The sequence below is a fragment of the Streptomyces sp. NPDC001153 genome, from assembly GCF_053598315.1.
The window spans coordinates 66319-81868 of the sequence record NZ_JBSFJZ010000033.1; the positions used below are offsets into that span (position 1 = coordinate 66319).

The 15550-nt window shown below is 70.5% G+C and carries 11 protein-coding genes; 4 read left to right on the forward strand and 7 right to left on the reverse strand.

The features are described from left to right. Positions 1–156: 156 nt before the first annotated feature. The 4 genes from ACWDEN_RS32290 to ACWDEN_RS32305 all read right to left on the reverse strand — a co-directional run bounded on the left by ACWDEN_RS32290 (position 157) and on the right by ACWDEN_RS32305 (position 3491). On the reverse strand, positions 157–528 hold the full coding sequence (locus ACWDEN_RS32290) for a LysR substrate-binding domain-containing protein (RefSeq protein ID WP_450861328.1): 372 nt from the start codon (positions 526–528) through the stop codon (positions 157–159). A 301-nt stretch (positions 529–829) separates the two neighbouring features. Beyond that, positions 830–1237, reverse strand: a complete 408-nt coding sequence (locus tag ACWDEN_RS32295; RefSeq protein WP_450861330.1) for a hypothetical protein — start codon at positions 1235–1237, stop codon at positions 830–832. A 374-nt stretch (positions 1238–1611) separates the two neighbouring features. Continuing rightward, a complete protein-coding gene (locus tag ACWDEN_RS32300) occupies positions 1612–2304 on the reverse strand; it encodes a DUF4328 domain-containing protein (RefSeq protein WP_450861332.1) in 693 nt (230 codons plus the stop codon). A 584-nt stretch (positions 2305–2888) separates the two neighbouring features. Then, positions 2889–3491: an isochorismatase family protein gene (locus ACWDEN_RS32305; RefSeq protein ID WP_450861334.1), complete on the reverse strand. Its 603-nt coding sequence runs from the start codon at positions 3489–3491 to the stop codon at positions 2889–2891. An 879-nt stretch (positions 3492–4370) separates the two neighbouring features. On the opposite strand from ACWDEN_RS32305, the gene ACWDEN_RS32310 reads away from it, so the two are divergent. Beyond that, a complete protein-coding gene (locus ACWDEN_RS32310; RefSeq protein WP_450861336.1) occupies positions 4371–7889 on the forward strand; it encodes a family 78 glycoside hydrolase catalytic domain in 3519 nt (1172 codons plus the stop codon). Positions 7890–8607: 718 nt separating this feature from the next. Here the strand turns inward: ACWDEN_RS32310 and ACWDEN_RS32315 are convergent. After that, entirely contained in the window at positions 8608–9231 is a 624-nt protein-coding gene (locus ACWDEN_RS32315) for a TetR/AcrR family transcriptional regulator (RefSeq protein WP_450861338.1), read from the reverse strand. A 234-nt stretch (positions 9232–9465) separates the two neighbouring features. Between ACWDEN_RS32315 and ACWDEN_RS32320 the strand changes: the two genes are divergently transcribed. Continuing rightward, positions 9466–11670, forward strand: a complete 2205-nt coding sequence (locus ACWDEN_RS32320) for an MMPL family transporter (RefSeq protein ID WP_450861340.1) — start codon at positions 9466–9468, stop codon at positions 11668–11670. A gap of 32 nt (positions 11671–11702) precedes the next feature. After that, the gene (locus ACWDEN_RS32325) at positions 11703–12425 is read left to right on the forward strand and encodes a hypothetical protein (RefSeq protein ID WP_450861342.1); all 723 of its coding nucleotides are present in this window, start codon (positions 11703–11705) and stop codon (positions 12423–12425) included. Positions 12426–12588: 163 nt separating this feature from the next. Here the strand turns inward: ACWDEN_RS32325 and ACWDEN_RS32330 are convergent, their stop codons facing one another. Continuing rightward, positions 12589–12807: an HIT family protein gene (locus ACWDEN_RS32330; RefSeq protein ID WP_450861392.1), complete on the reverse strand. Its 219-nt coding sequence runs from the start codon at positions 12805–12807 to the stop codon at positions 12589–12591. Between the two features lie 421 nt (positions 12808–13228). Continuing rightward, positions 13229–14833: an FAD-binding oxidoreductase gene (locus tag ACWDEN_RS32335; RefSeq protein WP_450861344.1), complete on the reverse strand. Its 1605-nt coding sequence runs from the start codon at positions 14831–14833 to the stop codon at positions 13229–13231. A 68-nt stretch (positions 14834–14901) separates the two neighbouring features. Between ACWDEN_RS32335 and ACWDEN_RS32340 the strand changes: the two genes are divergently transcribed. Continuing rightward, entirely contained in the window at positions 14902–15540 is a 639-nt protein-coding gene (locus tag ACWDEN_RS32340; RefSeq protein WP_351606340.1) for a TetR/AcrR family transcriptional regulator, read from the forward strand. Positions 15541–15550 lie beyond the last annotated feature (10 nt).

The window sequence follows — 15550 nt, forward strand, 5'->3', positions numbered from 1 at the left end:
CGCGGACCGAGGACCCTCACTCTCTTGGAGGGCGGGGAGGTCGGCGTGCGCGGCATCGACGGCTTCCGGGTACGCCTCCTGCCTGGCGTGCTCGGCAGGCGCGCGGCAGATGCTCGCGATCGAACGTTTGCGAGAGCGCGCCCCGAGGCTTGCAGGTCACGGGGGTGGGGTGGAGCCGCGGGTGTGGACAAGGTCGTAAGTGAACAGGACGAAGGCGCGGGTGGCGGCGCTGCGGTAGGTGCCTTGCCGATGCAGGAGGGTGACGGTGCGTGCGGGCAGGGGCGGGTCGAGGGGGAGGGGGCGAGGTGTGGGTGGTCGTGGGTGATGGCGTCGGGCAGGACGGTGGCCAGAGGGGGTGCGTTGGAGGGTTTCGGTGAGGCCTTGGATGGAGTTGGCCTCGACCGTGATGCGGGGGGCGACGCGGTGGCCGGCGAAGTAGGCGTCGATGTGGCTGCGGGTGGCGAAGTCGGGGCTGAGCAGCGTCAGTTGTTCGCCCTTCAGGGCGTGGACCAGGTAGGAGTTCGCCATACCTCCTGCTGGAGGAGAGCAATGCGCAAACGTGCCAAAATACCTCCAACGGCCGTCACGATGTGCGACGGGGTTGCTGATTGGCGACACGAGCACCGCACCTTCCATGGCCGCTACCCGATCGTGCACCCCGCCCTGGGCAGTCCCTGCCTCCGCTGCGCAACCCACACTCCGAGCGCGAGACGGGCTGATGGCGGCGGCAGGCCGCAGCTGACCGGCCGCCAGACGGATTGCGTGCCCTGCAGGTCGCGGGCCCGCCCGACCAGATCAGGAAAGAGCACCAGCCGCACCCAGGCCGCGGTCAGGAGTAGGGGCGGTACCACGGCTTCTTGCGCGGCGGCAGGCGGTGGGCGAAAAGGTGTGCCAGTTGGGCCTGTTCGTCGGCGGTGAACACCGCGGAGGGAAAGAAGCTGGTGCCGGTGGGGCTGGTCAGATACCAGAACCCGCGGTGGAAGCGGGCCTCGCGGTAGGCGTCCAAGCGCACTGTTGCTTGGTTGACCGCGGTCTGCAGGTGGTAGTCCGTGTCGGTGACCCGCACGGTCCATGGTCCCCGCATCTGGGTGGCGGCACGGCGTGCGGCCATCGGTATGCCCAGTGCCTGGACGAGGACCAGGACGGCGAGGCACACGCAACCGAACGTGCCCAGCTTCCCGTCCACGAGCACTTTCAACAGCCCGAACACGATAACCAGCGCCGAGGCGATCGTCATTCTCCGCATCACCGCTGCGTTGCGGAGAGCGATGCGGAACTGGCGTCGCGACAAGGTGAAGGTAGCCGATACGTCCATTTATGTGCTTTCTGCGCTATGGCTGGTGTGAGGCGGGCGATCGCGTTACGGACAGTTGCCCACGGACGGCCTTCTGCGCCCGAGGCGGGTGACGCTGTGCGGCGAGGGACGGGCGTGTCGGCGGCCGTCCCGACGCCGCTTGCCGGGGGTATCCGCGACGGCCCGTCGCTGTCTTGAGACGTGCTCCGGCAAGAACAGGGCCGGGGCTGTCTGGGACGTCCTGACGGACGGCCTGGCGGGTCTGGGATCCCGACCGGCAGGGGGTGGGGCTTGGCAGGGCTCAGGGTGTCGGTCGGTCACGGCCGGACGGCGGCGGCCTCGGCGAAAGGGTGGGGCGCTTGTTGCATGCGGGTGAGCCTGCGGACGAAGACGATGGCCAGGGCGGCTGCCACCGCGTTGAGGAGGTCGCCGACTGCGGCGAGAGCAGTCGCGTGACGCAGGCCGGCGAGGGTGGTGGCCGCGTCCATGAAGGTGGAGCCGGCCCGGTCCATGACGGCGGAGGTGATGGTCAGGGCCCACCAGGCGTTGACCGGGGCCTTGGACACGGTGCGCCAGGAGCCATCGGGTGCGCTCTGGGCGCTGGCTTGCCAGATCTCGCTCGCGACACGGTAGGGCAGCCACAGGTTGCCGACGGGGACGAACCAGGCACCGATGGCCCATCCACGGGCCATGGTGCACACGTCCTGGGCGAAGTACTCGGCGTTGACGCGTACCCGGTAGAACCAGGCGATGAAGACGACCCCCGCGACCACAACGGCACCGATCTGGGCTTTCCCGGCCACATCGAGCACGTCAGCGTCGTGGACGGCCTGGCCGGTGGAGCCGGTCAGCGCACTGCCCAGGTGGCCATACAGGCCGACACCGGCCCAGACGGCGAAGATGTCCACCGCGGCGGCGACACCGAGCAGTACTGAGGCAGCGGCAGCCAGACCCTTGACCGAGCGCAGCGCGGGACCTTCGACCGATCTGCCAACAGGACCATAGGACATGTCAGAACCCCCAAGGAACACGTCCTCACCCACGAGCGAGGACCGGTGAACGTGCGCGCCACCCCATGGGCCGGAGAAAGCCGGAGAACTCCTGCGGCCATCCGAGCACCGGCCAAACAGGTTGCACTGGTGCCGGGTGACGGTTCCCGATCGCGTCGCCTGGTCAGGGCGGCGGACGGAAAACCCATGCTGCTGCCGTTGTCCAGCCCGCTCCATCGGCCGAACTCCGCACATATCGGAGGCCGTTGGAGGATGTGACTACGGCAAGCCGCGGCAGGCTCGGCAAGAGTCCCGGGCGCGTCGCGGTGATCCTACCTGTGAAGAAGTTGTGCTCGTGCACCCCGTCTTCACTTTCGGCCCATGCGTCGAGCGAGGCACTGCGGATGGATCAGAACCTGCCAGCCGGGTGATGGCTCCGCACCTCCGCGAACGCAGAAGCGCAACGCTTCACGCCACAAGGGGTGTGGGGCCCGGAACGTCGCCCGTTGGGATCCCCCGTGTGTCGCGAACCTACTGTACGGGTTCCGTGAACTTCCCGTGACGATGGCCACGTTGTCTGTGCACCTGATGCCGCCCCGTAGCCGTCATCCACCGAGGACGACGGGTTCGCCGGTGAGTGCGACGCCGGCCTGGCGTAGTTCCTCGATGGCGTGGTCGGTGGTGTCGGTGGCGACACCCGCGGTGTAGTCGAGCAGGACAGTCACGGCGAAGCCGGCTTTCGCGCCGTCCAGCGCGGTGGCCTTCACACAGTGGTCGGTGGCGATACCGACGACGTCGACATCGCTGACGTTGCGCGTGTGAAGCCAGTCGGCCAGGGATGCGCCGTCCTCGGTCGAGCCTTCGAAGCCGCTCTTCGAGGCGGAGTGCGCACCCTTGTAGAAGACCTCGTCGACGGCACCGGAGGCGGCGGTAGGCGCGAAGTGCGGGTGGAAGCTGCTTCCCTCGCTGCCGGCCACGCAGTGCACGGGGAAGGAGTTTTGGTAGTCGGGGTGGTCGGAGAAGTGGCCGCCCGGATCGATGTGGTGGTCGCGGGTGGCGACGATGTGCGCGTACTCGCCGCCGGCGGAGCGTTGGACCATCTCGGCGATGGCCCGGGCTCGGTCGGCGCCGCCCTTCACCGGGACGCTGCCGCCCTCGCAGAAGTCCTTCTGCACATCGACGACGATCAGAGCACGGGCACACAGCACAATCCCTTCCTCGCAGGAACCGTGCTCGTATGCCTGCCCGTCCGCTGGGAACGGACGCACCGCGGGCCCGTGATGCACCCAAACGACCCGACGCGCACGTTGACGCTGCCCGACGCCCCCAACCACTCCGCCGACTACCGCATCTGCGACGCCGGTGCCTGCACGCCGAGGGGATACCGCCCCCGGGGCCCCGGGATTCACGCCGGTGCTCTGTGCGCGCTTGTGGCGTCGGCGGTGGACCCGGTGGCGGAGAAGGGGGTAGCCGTGAGGGTGCGGCGGTGCCGTCCGGAGGGCGACGGCCGAGCCCTGGTACCTCGCTCGAACAAGATCTTTCCGGCGACATAAGCCCACGACTGCGGCAGTACTCAAGGCTGCGGTGCAGGGTGCCCGTGGTGGGGCCTGCACCGAGCCAACGCCCGCATTTCCCCGACCGAACGAGCTGTGAGCCCCACAACAGCCGTGCCCACCACGACCGTTGACGACTCTCGCAGGCGCCTCTACAGTACCCTCGACATCTCGTAATGAAACGTTTCAATGCGCTGCATCAAGCCGGATCGGCACCGTGAGATGGCGCTGCCGATCCCGCCTCGCTCACCCCCCGCCCGGCCACCACAGCAGAGGTGGCCAGAGAGAAGGAGTACGGCGTTGAGCAGTGACGCGACGCACCACACAGGTTCGGCTCGGCCCGATGAAGACCAACCTCGGCTCAGCAGGCGACGCTTTCTGAGCGCCGGCTCGGGCATCGCGGCCGGCGTGCTCGCCGCCGGCTCCCTGCTGTCGCACCCGGATGTCGCAGCAGCAGCCCCACACACCGCCGCACCCGGTCCCGTCGACCTGTCGGGTGCCCACTGGGTCTGGTACCCCGAGGGAAGTCCGCGCGTGACCGCTCCCACCGCCTACCGGTACTTCCGCAGGACATTCAGCGTCCCGGCCGGCAGCACCAGTGATGCTCAGTTCGTCGTCACCGGTGACGACACCGTGGATGTATGGCTGAACGGACAGCACCTGGCCGCTTCTGCGCGCACCGCGGATTCATGGCGGGGCGCCGTCTATGTCGACCTGCGCCCCGCGCTCATCAGCGGGAACAACACGCTCGCGGTCGCCTGCAGGAACAGCGGCGGTCCTGCCGGGCTGCTGGGACACGTCCACATCACCACGGACGGCGGCACGACCGACCTGGTCACGGACGGCAGTTGGCGCTCCGCGCAGTCGGTTCCCACAGGATGGGAAGAGCCCGCGTTCGACGACTCAGGCTGGCCGGCCGCCATGGACCTGGGCGCCTACGGCATCTCCCCATGGGGTTGGAACGTCGCCGCGCCGGACCTCTCGGCGGTATCGCCGCTCAGCGCCGCGGGCCTCACCCTCGAGCACCAGGTCACGCCACTCGGGGTGGACGCGCCGAATCCACGGTTCGGCTGGACCCTGGACTCCGCGACCCCCCAGCAGCACCAGGCCGGATATCAGATCCAGGTCTCCTCAACCAGCGTCGGTAACGGGGACGTCTGGAACAGTGGCCGAGTCTCCTCGGCCCAGCAGGTCGACATCGCGTACGACGGCACCCCACTGCACAGCCTCACCCGCTACCACTGGCGGGTCCGCGTGTGGGACACGCAGGGGCGGGCGAGTGCCTGGAGCGACCTGCAGTGGTTCGAGACCGGGCTGCTCGACTCGGCCGGCGAATGGCACGGCGCTTTCATCGGCCAAGGCGCCGCACCGAATTTCGCGGGGGCGAGCTGGGTCTGGTATCCCGAGGGCGATCCCGCGTCCTCGGCACCGACCGGCACCCGCTACTTCCGCCGTACGGTCACGCTCTCCAGTGCCCCGGCAAGCGCGTTACTGGCCATCACCGGAGACGACACGGCCGATGTCTGGGTCAACGGCGTGCTGGTGAGCTCCTCGCCGAGGGTCGGCGACTCCTGGAAGAGCGCCGCACTCGTCGACCTCACCTCGCATCTGAGGTCAGGCGCCAACACCATCGCGGTGTCCTGTACGAACACCAGCGTTTCCCCGGCCGGGCTGCTCGCCAAGCTCATCCTGCCCGGCGGTCAGGTCATCAACAGTGACACCTCCTGGAAGGCCTCCCAGTCCGGGCCCGCGGGTTGGAACACCTCAGGTTTCGATGACAGCACATGGCCCGCGGCGATGTCCGTCGCCGCGGCGGGCAGCGGCCCATGGGGCGCCCAGGTACGCGTGATCACCCCCGCTCCCATGCTGCGTAAACGCTTCACCATCTCCAAGCCCGTGGCGTTCGCCCGGCTCCTGACGACCGCACTGGGTCTGCACGAGACCCGCCTCAACGGCGCCAAGGTCGGCTCCGACATCCTGGCTCCGGGCTGGACCAACTACAAAAAGCGCCTTCAGTACAAGGTCTTCGATGTCACCGACCGGCTCCAGCAGGGCGCCAACGCCCTCGCGGTCTGGGTCGGCAACGGCTGGTACAGCGGCAGCATCGGCTTCGCCGGCAGCCAGCACTATGGCACCCAGCCCTGGTACTCGGCCCAACTGGTGCTCACCTTCACCGACGGCTCCTCGCAGACGATCGCCACCGACAGCAGTTGGAAGACCAGCGCTGGAGCCATCAGGGCGGATGACCTGTACAACGGCGAGACGTACGACGCACGCCTGGATGTCCTTGGCTGGGACGGCGCCGACTTCGACGACTCCGCGTGGGCCACCGTGACTGTCTCTCCGGTCTCGTTGCCCATGTTGGTGTCACAGGTCGACGGCGGGGTCACCGTTCAGGCCGAGCTCTCACCCGTGGCCATCACGCAGCCGCAGCCGGGCGTGTGGATACTGGACCTGGGCCAGAACTTCGCGGGGTGGAACCGGCTCTCACTGTCCGGCCCGGCCGGCACCACGATCACGATGCGGCACGGCGAGGTCCTCAACCCCGACGGCACGCTCTACACGGCCAACCTCCGCGCAGCCCAGGCCACCGACCGTTTCGTCCTCGCCGGCACCGGCTCCGCCGAGACCTACGAGCCGCGCTTCACCGTCCACGGCTACCGCTACGTCGAGCTCACCGGTCTGCCGCCCAGCGTGACCCCGACGAAGAGCACCGTCACCGGCCGTGCCGCCTGGACCACGGCGGACCAGCTCGGCACCTTCACCACCTCCGACAATCTGCTCAACCAGCTTCAGCACAACATCACGTGGGGGCAGCGCAGCAACATGCTCTCCATCCCCACGGACTGCCCGCAGCGGGACGAGCGTCTGGGGTGGACGGGAGACATCGCCGCCTTCAGCGCCACCTCCACGTTCAACCTGGACGTCCACCGGTTCCTGGCGAAGTTCGTCGACGACCTCATCGACGACCAGCAGTCCAACGGAGCGTTCACCGACGTCGCCCCGAGCGTGATCAATGGTTCCGGCACGGCCGGCTGGGGCGACGCGGGTGTCATCATCCCGTACACCTTGTGGCAGCGTTTCGGGGATGTGCAGGTCGTCGACCGGCACTTCACGGCGTTCGCCAACTGGGTCGACTACCTGCGCAACACCGCCGGCAGCGACCTCATCCGCAACCAGCAGACGTACGGCGACTGGCTCAACGTGAACGACGAGACGCCCCATGACCTGATCTGCACCGCGTACTTCGCGTGGGCCGCGCGGCTGGTGGCCCGGATGGCCGGTGCCACGGGTCGTACGGCACAGGCCGCGTCCTACGGGCAGCTGGCCGACCAGGTGGCGGCCGCCTTCGCCGGCCGGTACATAGGATCGGACGGTTCCGTCGGCAACAACACCCAGACCGGGTACGTACTCGCCCTCGCCTTCGGCCTGGTGCCCACCGCGCTCGTCCAGCGGGCCGCGGACAAGCTCGCCGCCAAGGTCGCGGCCGGCGACGGGCATCTGACGGTCGGGTTCCTCGGCGTGGAGAACCTCCTGACCGTCCTGGCAGGCAACGGGCATACGGATGTCGCCTTCCGGATTCTGCTGCAGAGCGATTATCCCGGCTGGGGCTACATGATCAGCCGCGGCGCCACCACCATCTGGGAGCGCTGGGACGGCATCCGCACCGACGGCTCCTTCCAGGACCCGGGGATGAACTCCTTCAACCACTACGGCCTCGGCTCGGTCGGCGACTTCCTGTACCGGCACATCGCGGGGATCGGCCCAGCCACGCCGGGTTACCGGACCCTGCTCATCGCTCCCCAGCCGGGCGGCGCCCTGACCTCGGCTTCGGGTACCTACCGGACGCCGTACGGGACCGCCGAGAGCAGCTGGTCCGTGTCGCAAGGCGAGTTGACGCTCGAGGTCACCGTTCCCGCCAACGTCACCGCCACCGTGGTCGTACCCACCTCCCAGCCCGGCTCGGTGAAGGCCCCCGCTCAGGCCGTCCCGTCCGGGTCCGCCACGTACTCACTTCCAGGGGGCAAGTACAGCTTCAGCGCGGCTGTGTGAGGCGCGGTGATGAGAGCTGAGGTACCCCGGGCGCACGTTCCCCCCGGCACCTCAACTCCTCCTGAGCAACGGCTCGCTCACGCGTGGAGCGGGCCGTGGAGCCATTCCTGCTGAGGCGGCAGGAACAGATCCCGCTTGTCAGACTGATCGCAGGATGGGTGAGTCATGCACCGGCCCCGCGGAATCAGCAGTGGAACCCTGCTCCTCCTGTGTCTGCGGGTCCGTTGCGCACGGTTCTTGCGCCTGGCTCCGGCCGGTGGCCGGTCGGGCCTCTGGAACCTGGCCTGCTCGGTAGCCATGAGTGGCGGGGAGCGTGGGCCGGGCGGGTCCTTCGGAGGGGCGGCTGGATGCGGGGCGTGCCGTCCGGTGGGGGTGACGGTGACGGTGACGGGAGCGGCTGCGTCCGGGGGATCGAGGACGACCTGGGCGGCACGCGCCCCGGGACCGTGGGGGCCTTCGCCGAGCGCATCGAAGACACCGGCGGCCTCCCTCGGCTGACGGCGAGTCAAGGCCGGCGGCGCCCCGGACCTAACTGAGGGCCTGAGCAGCCCTGCTGACGCCGAGACCGAAGTCGCACGTGCACTCGGCCGACACCGCGGCCAGGCGGACACTGCGGCGACGCAGCCGCGGCGGCGGGCCGGTGAGGCGGTGGGGCCGACCTACTGCCGGGCCGTGCCGAGCCGTGCCGGCGCCGTTCCCGTCGGCTCCCCGCCCGCTGTCAGGGCCGTTCGGGAGAGCCGATCCCGCGCAGTATCTGCAAGGCTCGCAGCAGGGGTGCTGGGCCCGTGTCCGTGAGGCCGGAGGCCCGGCGCGCCCTGCGGGTGCGCAGTACGGCGCGCACCGCGGACAGGGCGGCGCACGCGATCACCGCGGCCGTGAGGTCGGCGTCCGGCGTGTCCGGCGGAAGTCTGCGCTCGACCAGGACGGTGAGCCGCTCCTCGAAGTCGGAGAAGGCCTGGACGAGCCGGGCCGTGACGACGTTCTCGATGCCTTGGACCGGATGACTGAGGGCGGTCAGAGTGGAGGCGGCGAACGGCTCGGCCGCCTCCAGCAGGGCGTTGCACACCGCGTCCAGGGGGTCCTCGTCCGCGGGACGCCGGGCGAGGGCGTTCTCGACGTAGGCGAAGATCTCGACGCCGTCCGGGAGCAGCAGCGCCTCCTTGCTCTCGAAGTAGCGGAAGAAGGTGCGCGCGGAGACGTTCGCGTACGCGGCGATGTCCGCGACCGTCGTGGCCTCGAAGCCGCGTTCTCTGAACAGGTGCGCGGCCCCCTCCAGCAGGCGGCGCCGCGTCTCTTCCTTCTTGCGTTCGCGCAGTCCGGCGGGGGTGAGCTCACTGGGCATGGTCCGAAGCCTCCCGCCATCGTGTCGCGACTGTCAATTGACACACATGCCACCCACGGCTGGCACCTCGCGGTTTGGCGCACCCCGCACCCGCGGCGCGGCCCCTGGTGCGCACGCACCCTCCGTGCGCCGCAGAGCGTCGCACCAGCAAATGACACCACTGACAATTGTCATTCATGACACTTCGCCTCTAGAGTTCGTGTCACTCGTGACACTTTCTTCCTGGAGGCCACGGTGGCCCGATCTCTGCAGCACCCGCCCGCGCCGAGCGGGGCACACACCGCCGCCCGTCCGGCGACCGACTTCGCCGCGTCCCGCCGCGGACTCGGCCGCCTCGGCGGCTTCTGCGCTCGGCACCCGGCAGCGGTGGTCGCCGCGTGGCTGCTGGTCCTCGTCGCTGCCCTGGCCGGACGGCACCTCGCCGCGCCCACCTTCAGCGACCAGGTCAGCCTGCCCGGCGCCGCCTCACACACCGGCGCCGATCTCCTTGCCACCTCGATGCCGGAAGCGGGCAGGCCGGGCGGCAAGGTCGTGTTCCACACCGGTTCCGGAGCCGTGGCCGACCAGCGGTCCGCGCTCGAGCGAACCCTGGCCGACCTTCGGGGTCTGCCGCACGTCACTGCCGTCTCCGCGCCCGTCACCAGCGCCGACGGACGCACCGCGTACACCGTCGTCTCCTTCGACGAGCAGCTGAAGAACCTCGGCCACGCCTACACCGGGCAACTGGACAAGGCGACCGGCCCCGCCCGGGCGGCGGGGCTCGGCGTCGCCTACGGCGGCGATCTGGATCAGGTCGTCTGTGCACCGGCCGACGACAAGTTGAGCGAGAGCGTAGGCGTCGTCACCGCTCTCGTCATCCTGCTGCTGGCCTTCGGCAGTGTCCTCGCCGCGCTGCTGCCGCTGGCCACCGCGCTGATCAGCGTCGGGGTCGGCCTCGGCATCGTGGGCATCGTCGCCGCCACGCTCTCCTTCGCAACCTCGGCCACCACCCTGGCCGGCATGATCGGCCTGGGTGTCGGCATCGACTACGCCCTGTTCCTGACGACGCGTTTCCGCCAAGACCTCATCGAGGGGCGCGATCCGGCCGACGCCGCGGCCCGCACCGCGCACACCAGCGGACGCGCCGTCCTCGTCGCCGCTCTGACCGTGGCCGTCGCCATGCTCAGCCTGTATGCCTGCGGGCTGACCTTCGTCGGCAAGATCGGCCTCGCCGCCACCCTCGCCGTCGTCGTCACGGCCGCTGCCGCCGTCACCCTCGTACCGGCGGCCCTGGGGCTGGTCGGCAGGCGCATCGACCGGTTCCGGCTGCGCCGCCCGGTCGCCGAGGGCACGGCGGCCGGCGACGGCCGGAACCGCTATGCGGATCTCGTCGCCCGGCGGCCCTGGACATTCCTCGTCGTCGGCGTCGCCGTCCTCGGCGTGTGCTCCCTGCCGCTGCTGTCGATGCGCCTGGGCCACGTCGACGCCGGTGCCGACCGACCTGGCAGCAGCACCCGCACCGCCTACGACTGGATCGCCCACGCCGACGGGCAGGGCTTCGGAGCAGGGGCGAACGGCCCGATCGTCACCGTCGTCGACGTGAGCGGCGCGAAGTCCCCCGTCGACCGGATCACGGGCGACCTGACCACGGCCCTGAGAACCACCCACGGCGTGGCCGCCTTCACCCCGCTCAAGGCGAGCGCCGACGGCAGGATCCTCGTCACCACGCTCACCCCGACCACCGGCCCGCAGGACGCCGCCACCGGCGACCTGCTCGACACCCTCGCCGGGCGGACGCTGCCGGAGGCCCTGAACGGCACGGGCGCCAAGGCCTACCTCACCGGCACCGTGGCCGGACAGGCCGACTTCCGGGACACGGTCGGCGAACGGCTGCCCATAGTCATCGGCATCGTCCTGGTCCTCGCCTTCCTGCTGCTCATGACGGTCTTCCGCAGCCTGGTGATCCCGCTCAAGGCCGTCGTGCTCAACCTGTGCACCACGGCCGCGTCCTACGGCGTGCTCGTCGCGGTCTTCCAGTGGGGCTGGGGCGACTCGCTGCTGGGGCTGTCGGAGCCGGTGCCCATCGAGTCGTACGTGCCGATGATGATGTTCGCGATCGTCTTCGGACTGTCCATGGACTACGAGATCTTCCTGTTGTCCCGGATCGCCGAGGCCTGGCACCGCACCGGCGACAACCGGCTCGCCGTGGGGGAGGGGCTGTCCGCGACGGCGCGCGTGATCTCCGCTGCCGCCTTCATCATGACCGCGGTGTTCCTGTCCTTCACCACCTCGCCGACCGTGGTCGTGAAGATGCTCGCCCTGGGGCTGGCGATCAGCGTGATCGTCGACGCCACCGTGGTCCGCCTGATCCTGGTGCCGTCCGCCATGTTCCTCATCGGCCGGGCGAACTGGTGGATACCTCGCCGGCTCGACCGGGTCCTCCCGCGCCTGCACGCCTGACCGCCCGCCGACCGATCCGGAGCAGTGACCACGTGAGCCCGAACCCCCGCGGGAAGACCCGCCTCATCGTGGCCGCCACCGCCGCGACCCTGGCCCTGCTCACCTGCGCGACCGACCTCCTCGTCGAGCACCGCACCGAGGAGCGGGTCGTCGCCCAGGCCTCGCGCCGGCTGAAGCCGGACGGCCCGGTGCACGCCGACCTCACCACCCCCCTCGCGGGCCTGCGCACCTTGGGCGGGGAGGTCGGCGATGTCGAGGTGAGCGCGAAAGGCGTGCACGCTCAGCACGCCGTGCTGGATGTGACCATCCGCCTGAAAGACGTCACGACGAGCGGCGACAGCGCCGGCGGCACCGCAAACGCCACCGTGGGATACGACCAGGTGACCCGCCGCCTGGGCGCGCTGGGCAAGGGCCTGACCGCCGGCGGCCAGGACGGCCACCTGATCCTCACAGGGAGCGTCGGCCGCTTGGGCCTGCCTTTCACCGTGCGGGCGACCCTGGCCACGACCGCGCACGCCTTCACCATCACGCCCACCACGGTGAGCGTCCTCGGCCGGAGCGCGGCCGTCGACGACCTCCCTGACCTGCCGGCCACCTCCGGGCTCCGCGATGAACTGGGGCCCAGGACCGTGGCCGTCACCGGCTTGCCCCACGGCGTCGCGCTCACCTCGGCGCACGCCGGCGGCGACGGCCTCGTCCTCGGCTTCTCCATCGCCGCCGGACCGACACCGGGCACGGACCGGAAAGCCGCCTGACCGTCCGAGCTGCGGCCGCCCGGGAGACGGCCCCCGGGCGCCCGTCGCTGATGGCCAACGCCAACTCATACCAGCCTGACTCAAACGGTGCCTGGAAGACGGCCATCCTCCCGTGGCGACGTCCCTCCGTGGGCCGGCCGCCGGACGGCACCGGTGGCCTGGCTCAACTTCTGTGGTGCTTGCCGGCCGTCAGTGCGTCGGCGAGTTGTACGGCCGGGTCACCGGCGAATCGATGGTGCGACAGCCCGGTAGGCCAGGTGGGGATGCCATCGTCCGGCCACCGCGGAACGACGTGGAAGTGCAGGTGGCGTACCGACTGTTCCGCGCCCGGACCACTCGCGTCGAGGACGTTCACCCCAGTCGCGTTCAGCCCGGAGCGCATGGCCCTTGCCAGACGCTGGACCAACTCGACTGTCTCGGCCAGTACGCCGGTGGGCGTGTCCAAGACGTCTACGGGCTACCCATTGCGCACTGTCTTCGTGCATGAGCCGGCAGAAGGGGCACGACATGCAGACGACGCTGCCACACGCCGCCGGCTCGCAACCGATCGGTACTCTTACGCTCGCGGCACCACGGAAGTTGAGCCAGGACCCGAGAAATGACAGGCCCTCGGGCTTGACCTTTCGGTCCGGGCGCGGTGAGGCCGGGGACGCGACTGCGGGGTGCCGGTGTCCGTGTGTGGTGGCGGTGTCCGGCGGGAGATGGGCGGCTTGAGGACGCCGCCGCCCGTGTCGCGCTGTCCGGTGCCGGCGCGGGAGAGTCGTTGCGGCAGTTCCGGCCGCCTTCGCCTGATTGCTGTCTTGTCAGTCGAGCAGGACGCCGGGGTTGAGGATGCGGTGGGGGTCCAGGGCGTGCTTGGCGGCGCGCAGTGCCAGCGCGAAGGGTTCGGGGCGTTGGAGGTCGTAGCCGGGGTGGTGGTCGCGGCCGACGGCGTGGTGGTGGGTGATGGTGGCGCGGTGGCGGTGCAGGACGTCCATCGCGGCGGCTTTGATGTCGTCCCAGATCTCGGGCTCGTCGCCGGGCCGGCCGGCGACTGCGACGGTGAAGTAGGGTGCGGCGCCGTCGGGGTAGACGTGGGTGAGGCGGCAGTTGACGGTGGCCGGGTGTCCGGTGGCCTTCGCGGCGGCGGCGCCGACCTCGGCGCGGACGGCCTCGATCAGGGCGGGTATCTTCTCCCAGGTGGCGGCGGTCTCGAAGGTTTCGACGACGGCGCCCATGCGGGCCAGACCGTCGCGCAGGTAGGGCATGCGCAGGAACGCCGCGCGCCAGGCGCTGACGGCTGCGTCGGCCGGGGCGTCGCGGTCTGCCGCATGTGTCTCGCCGCGGCCGCTGTGGGCGCGGGCCAGGTCCACGGCGCTCGCGAGGCGGTCGTCGACGGGGGTGGTGGCGGACTCGAAGCCCAGGATCAGGACGGCGGAGCCGTCGTGGGAGGCGCCGGACAGCAGCGCCTCGCCGGGGTCGAGCAGGCGGCAGTTGGCCGGGGCGAGGTCGGACCGGGCGATGGCACGCACTGCGTCCAGCGCGCGGTGGAAGTCGGCGAAGGCCACGGACGCGGAGGCTTTGTGGCGGGGGCGTTCCTGCAGGCGCATCCATGCCTCGGTGATGACACCGAGGGTGCCCTCGGAACCGAGGAAGAGCCGGTCGGGAGACGGTCCGGCGCCGGATGCGGGCAGCCGCCAGGAGGTGCCTGCTGCGGCGGGTGTGACCACGCGCAGGGACTGCACGAAGTCGTCGATGTGGGTGTGGACGGTGGCGTAGTGGCCGCCGGCCCGGGTGGCGAGCCAGCCGCCGAGGGTGGAGAACTCGAAGCTCTGCGGGAAGTGGCGCAGGGTCAGGCCGTAGGGGCGCAACTGGCCTTCCAGCACGGGTCCGAGCGCTCCGGCTTGGATGCGGGCTGAGCGGCTGGTGGTGTCGATCTCCAGGACGCGGTCCATCGCGGTCAGGTCGAGCGACAGGACTGCGTGGTGGGTGTCACCGCGGTACTCCACGCCGCCGACCACCGAGGAGCCGCCGCCGAAGGGGATGACGGCCACGCCGTGCTCGCCGGCCCAGTCCAGCAGGTCGGCCACGTCCTGGTCGCCGGCCGGGTGGGCGACGAGGTCGGGGATCCGGCGGGGCCGGCCGCGCAGGGCCCGGATGACGTCGCGGTAGGCCTTGCCCATGGCGTGGGCGGCGCGCGCCTGGGGGTCGGCGGTGACCAGGTGTGCCAGGGAGGGCGGGGGCGTCGCGGCGGGGCGGCCGATGGGCAGGTCGGCGATGCGGGGTATCGGCAGCGGGCGGGCCAGGGTGCCCGGCAGCAGGGCACCCATCGCGGCGCATTCGGCGTCGTCGGGGTGGGCGTCGGCGTAGCCCCAGCCCCACCAGGAGCGGGTGCGGGAGGTGCGGGGGTCGGTCGCGGTGGCAGGCATGGGTGCGCTCCAGCGGGATCCAGGGAATTTACCCGTCAGTAAATTACCCTAGGGTAAGATCTGGTTCCATGACAACGCCCCCCTCCAAGGCCGGCACCAAGGGCGTACCGAGGGCCACACGCGAACGACAGGTCCTGGCCGCGGCCACCGAGGAGTTCGGCCGCCACGGCTACGAGGCCACCACCGTGGCCGCCATCGCCACCCGCGTCGGCGTCACCAAACCACTCCTGCACCACTACTTCGGCAGCAAGCAGGACCTCTACCTCGCCTGCCTCGACCCGGTCGGCGACCGGCTGCTGGCCGCCATCCGCGCCGCGATGGCCGAACACGACGCCGACGCCCCGCCCACGCCCCTGCGCGTGCTGCACGCCCTGTTCACCGCCCTCGACGGCCGGCGCGAGGCATGGTTCGTCCTCTACGACCCCACGCTGCCGCCCGACAGCGAAGCCGCCCACCGCGCGGCCCACTACCGCGACGCCATCGACGACCTCGCCGCGACCGGCACCGCCGACCTCCTGCACACCGCCGGAACCAGCGACCCCCTCGACGCCGACGCCCTCAAACACGCATGGCGCGGCCTGTGCACCGCCCTGGTCCGCTGGTGGATCAACCACCCCGACCAGTCACCCGACGCCATGACCCGGCGCTGCGCACGTCTCCTGGGAACCGCCCACACCATCCTCTCCGCCGGCGACGACAGCGCGTGAGCCAGACCGA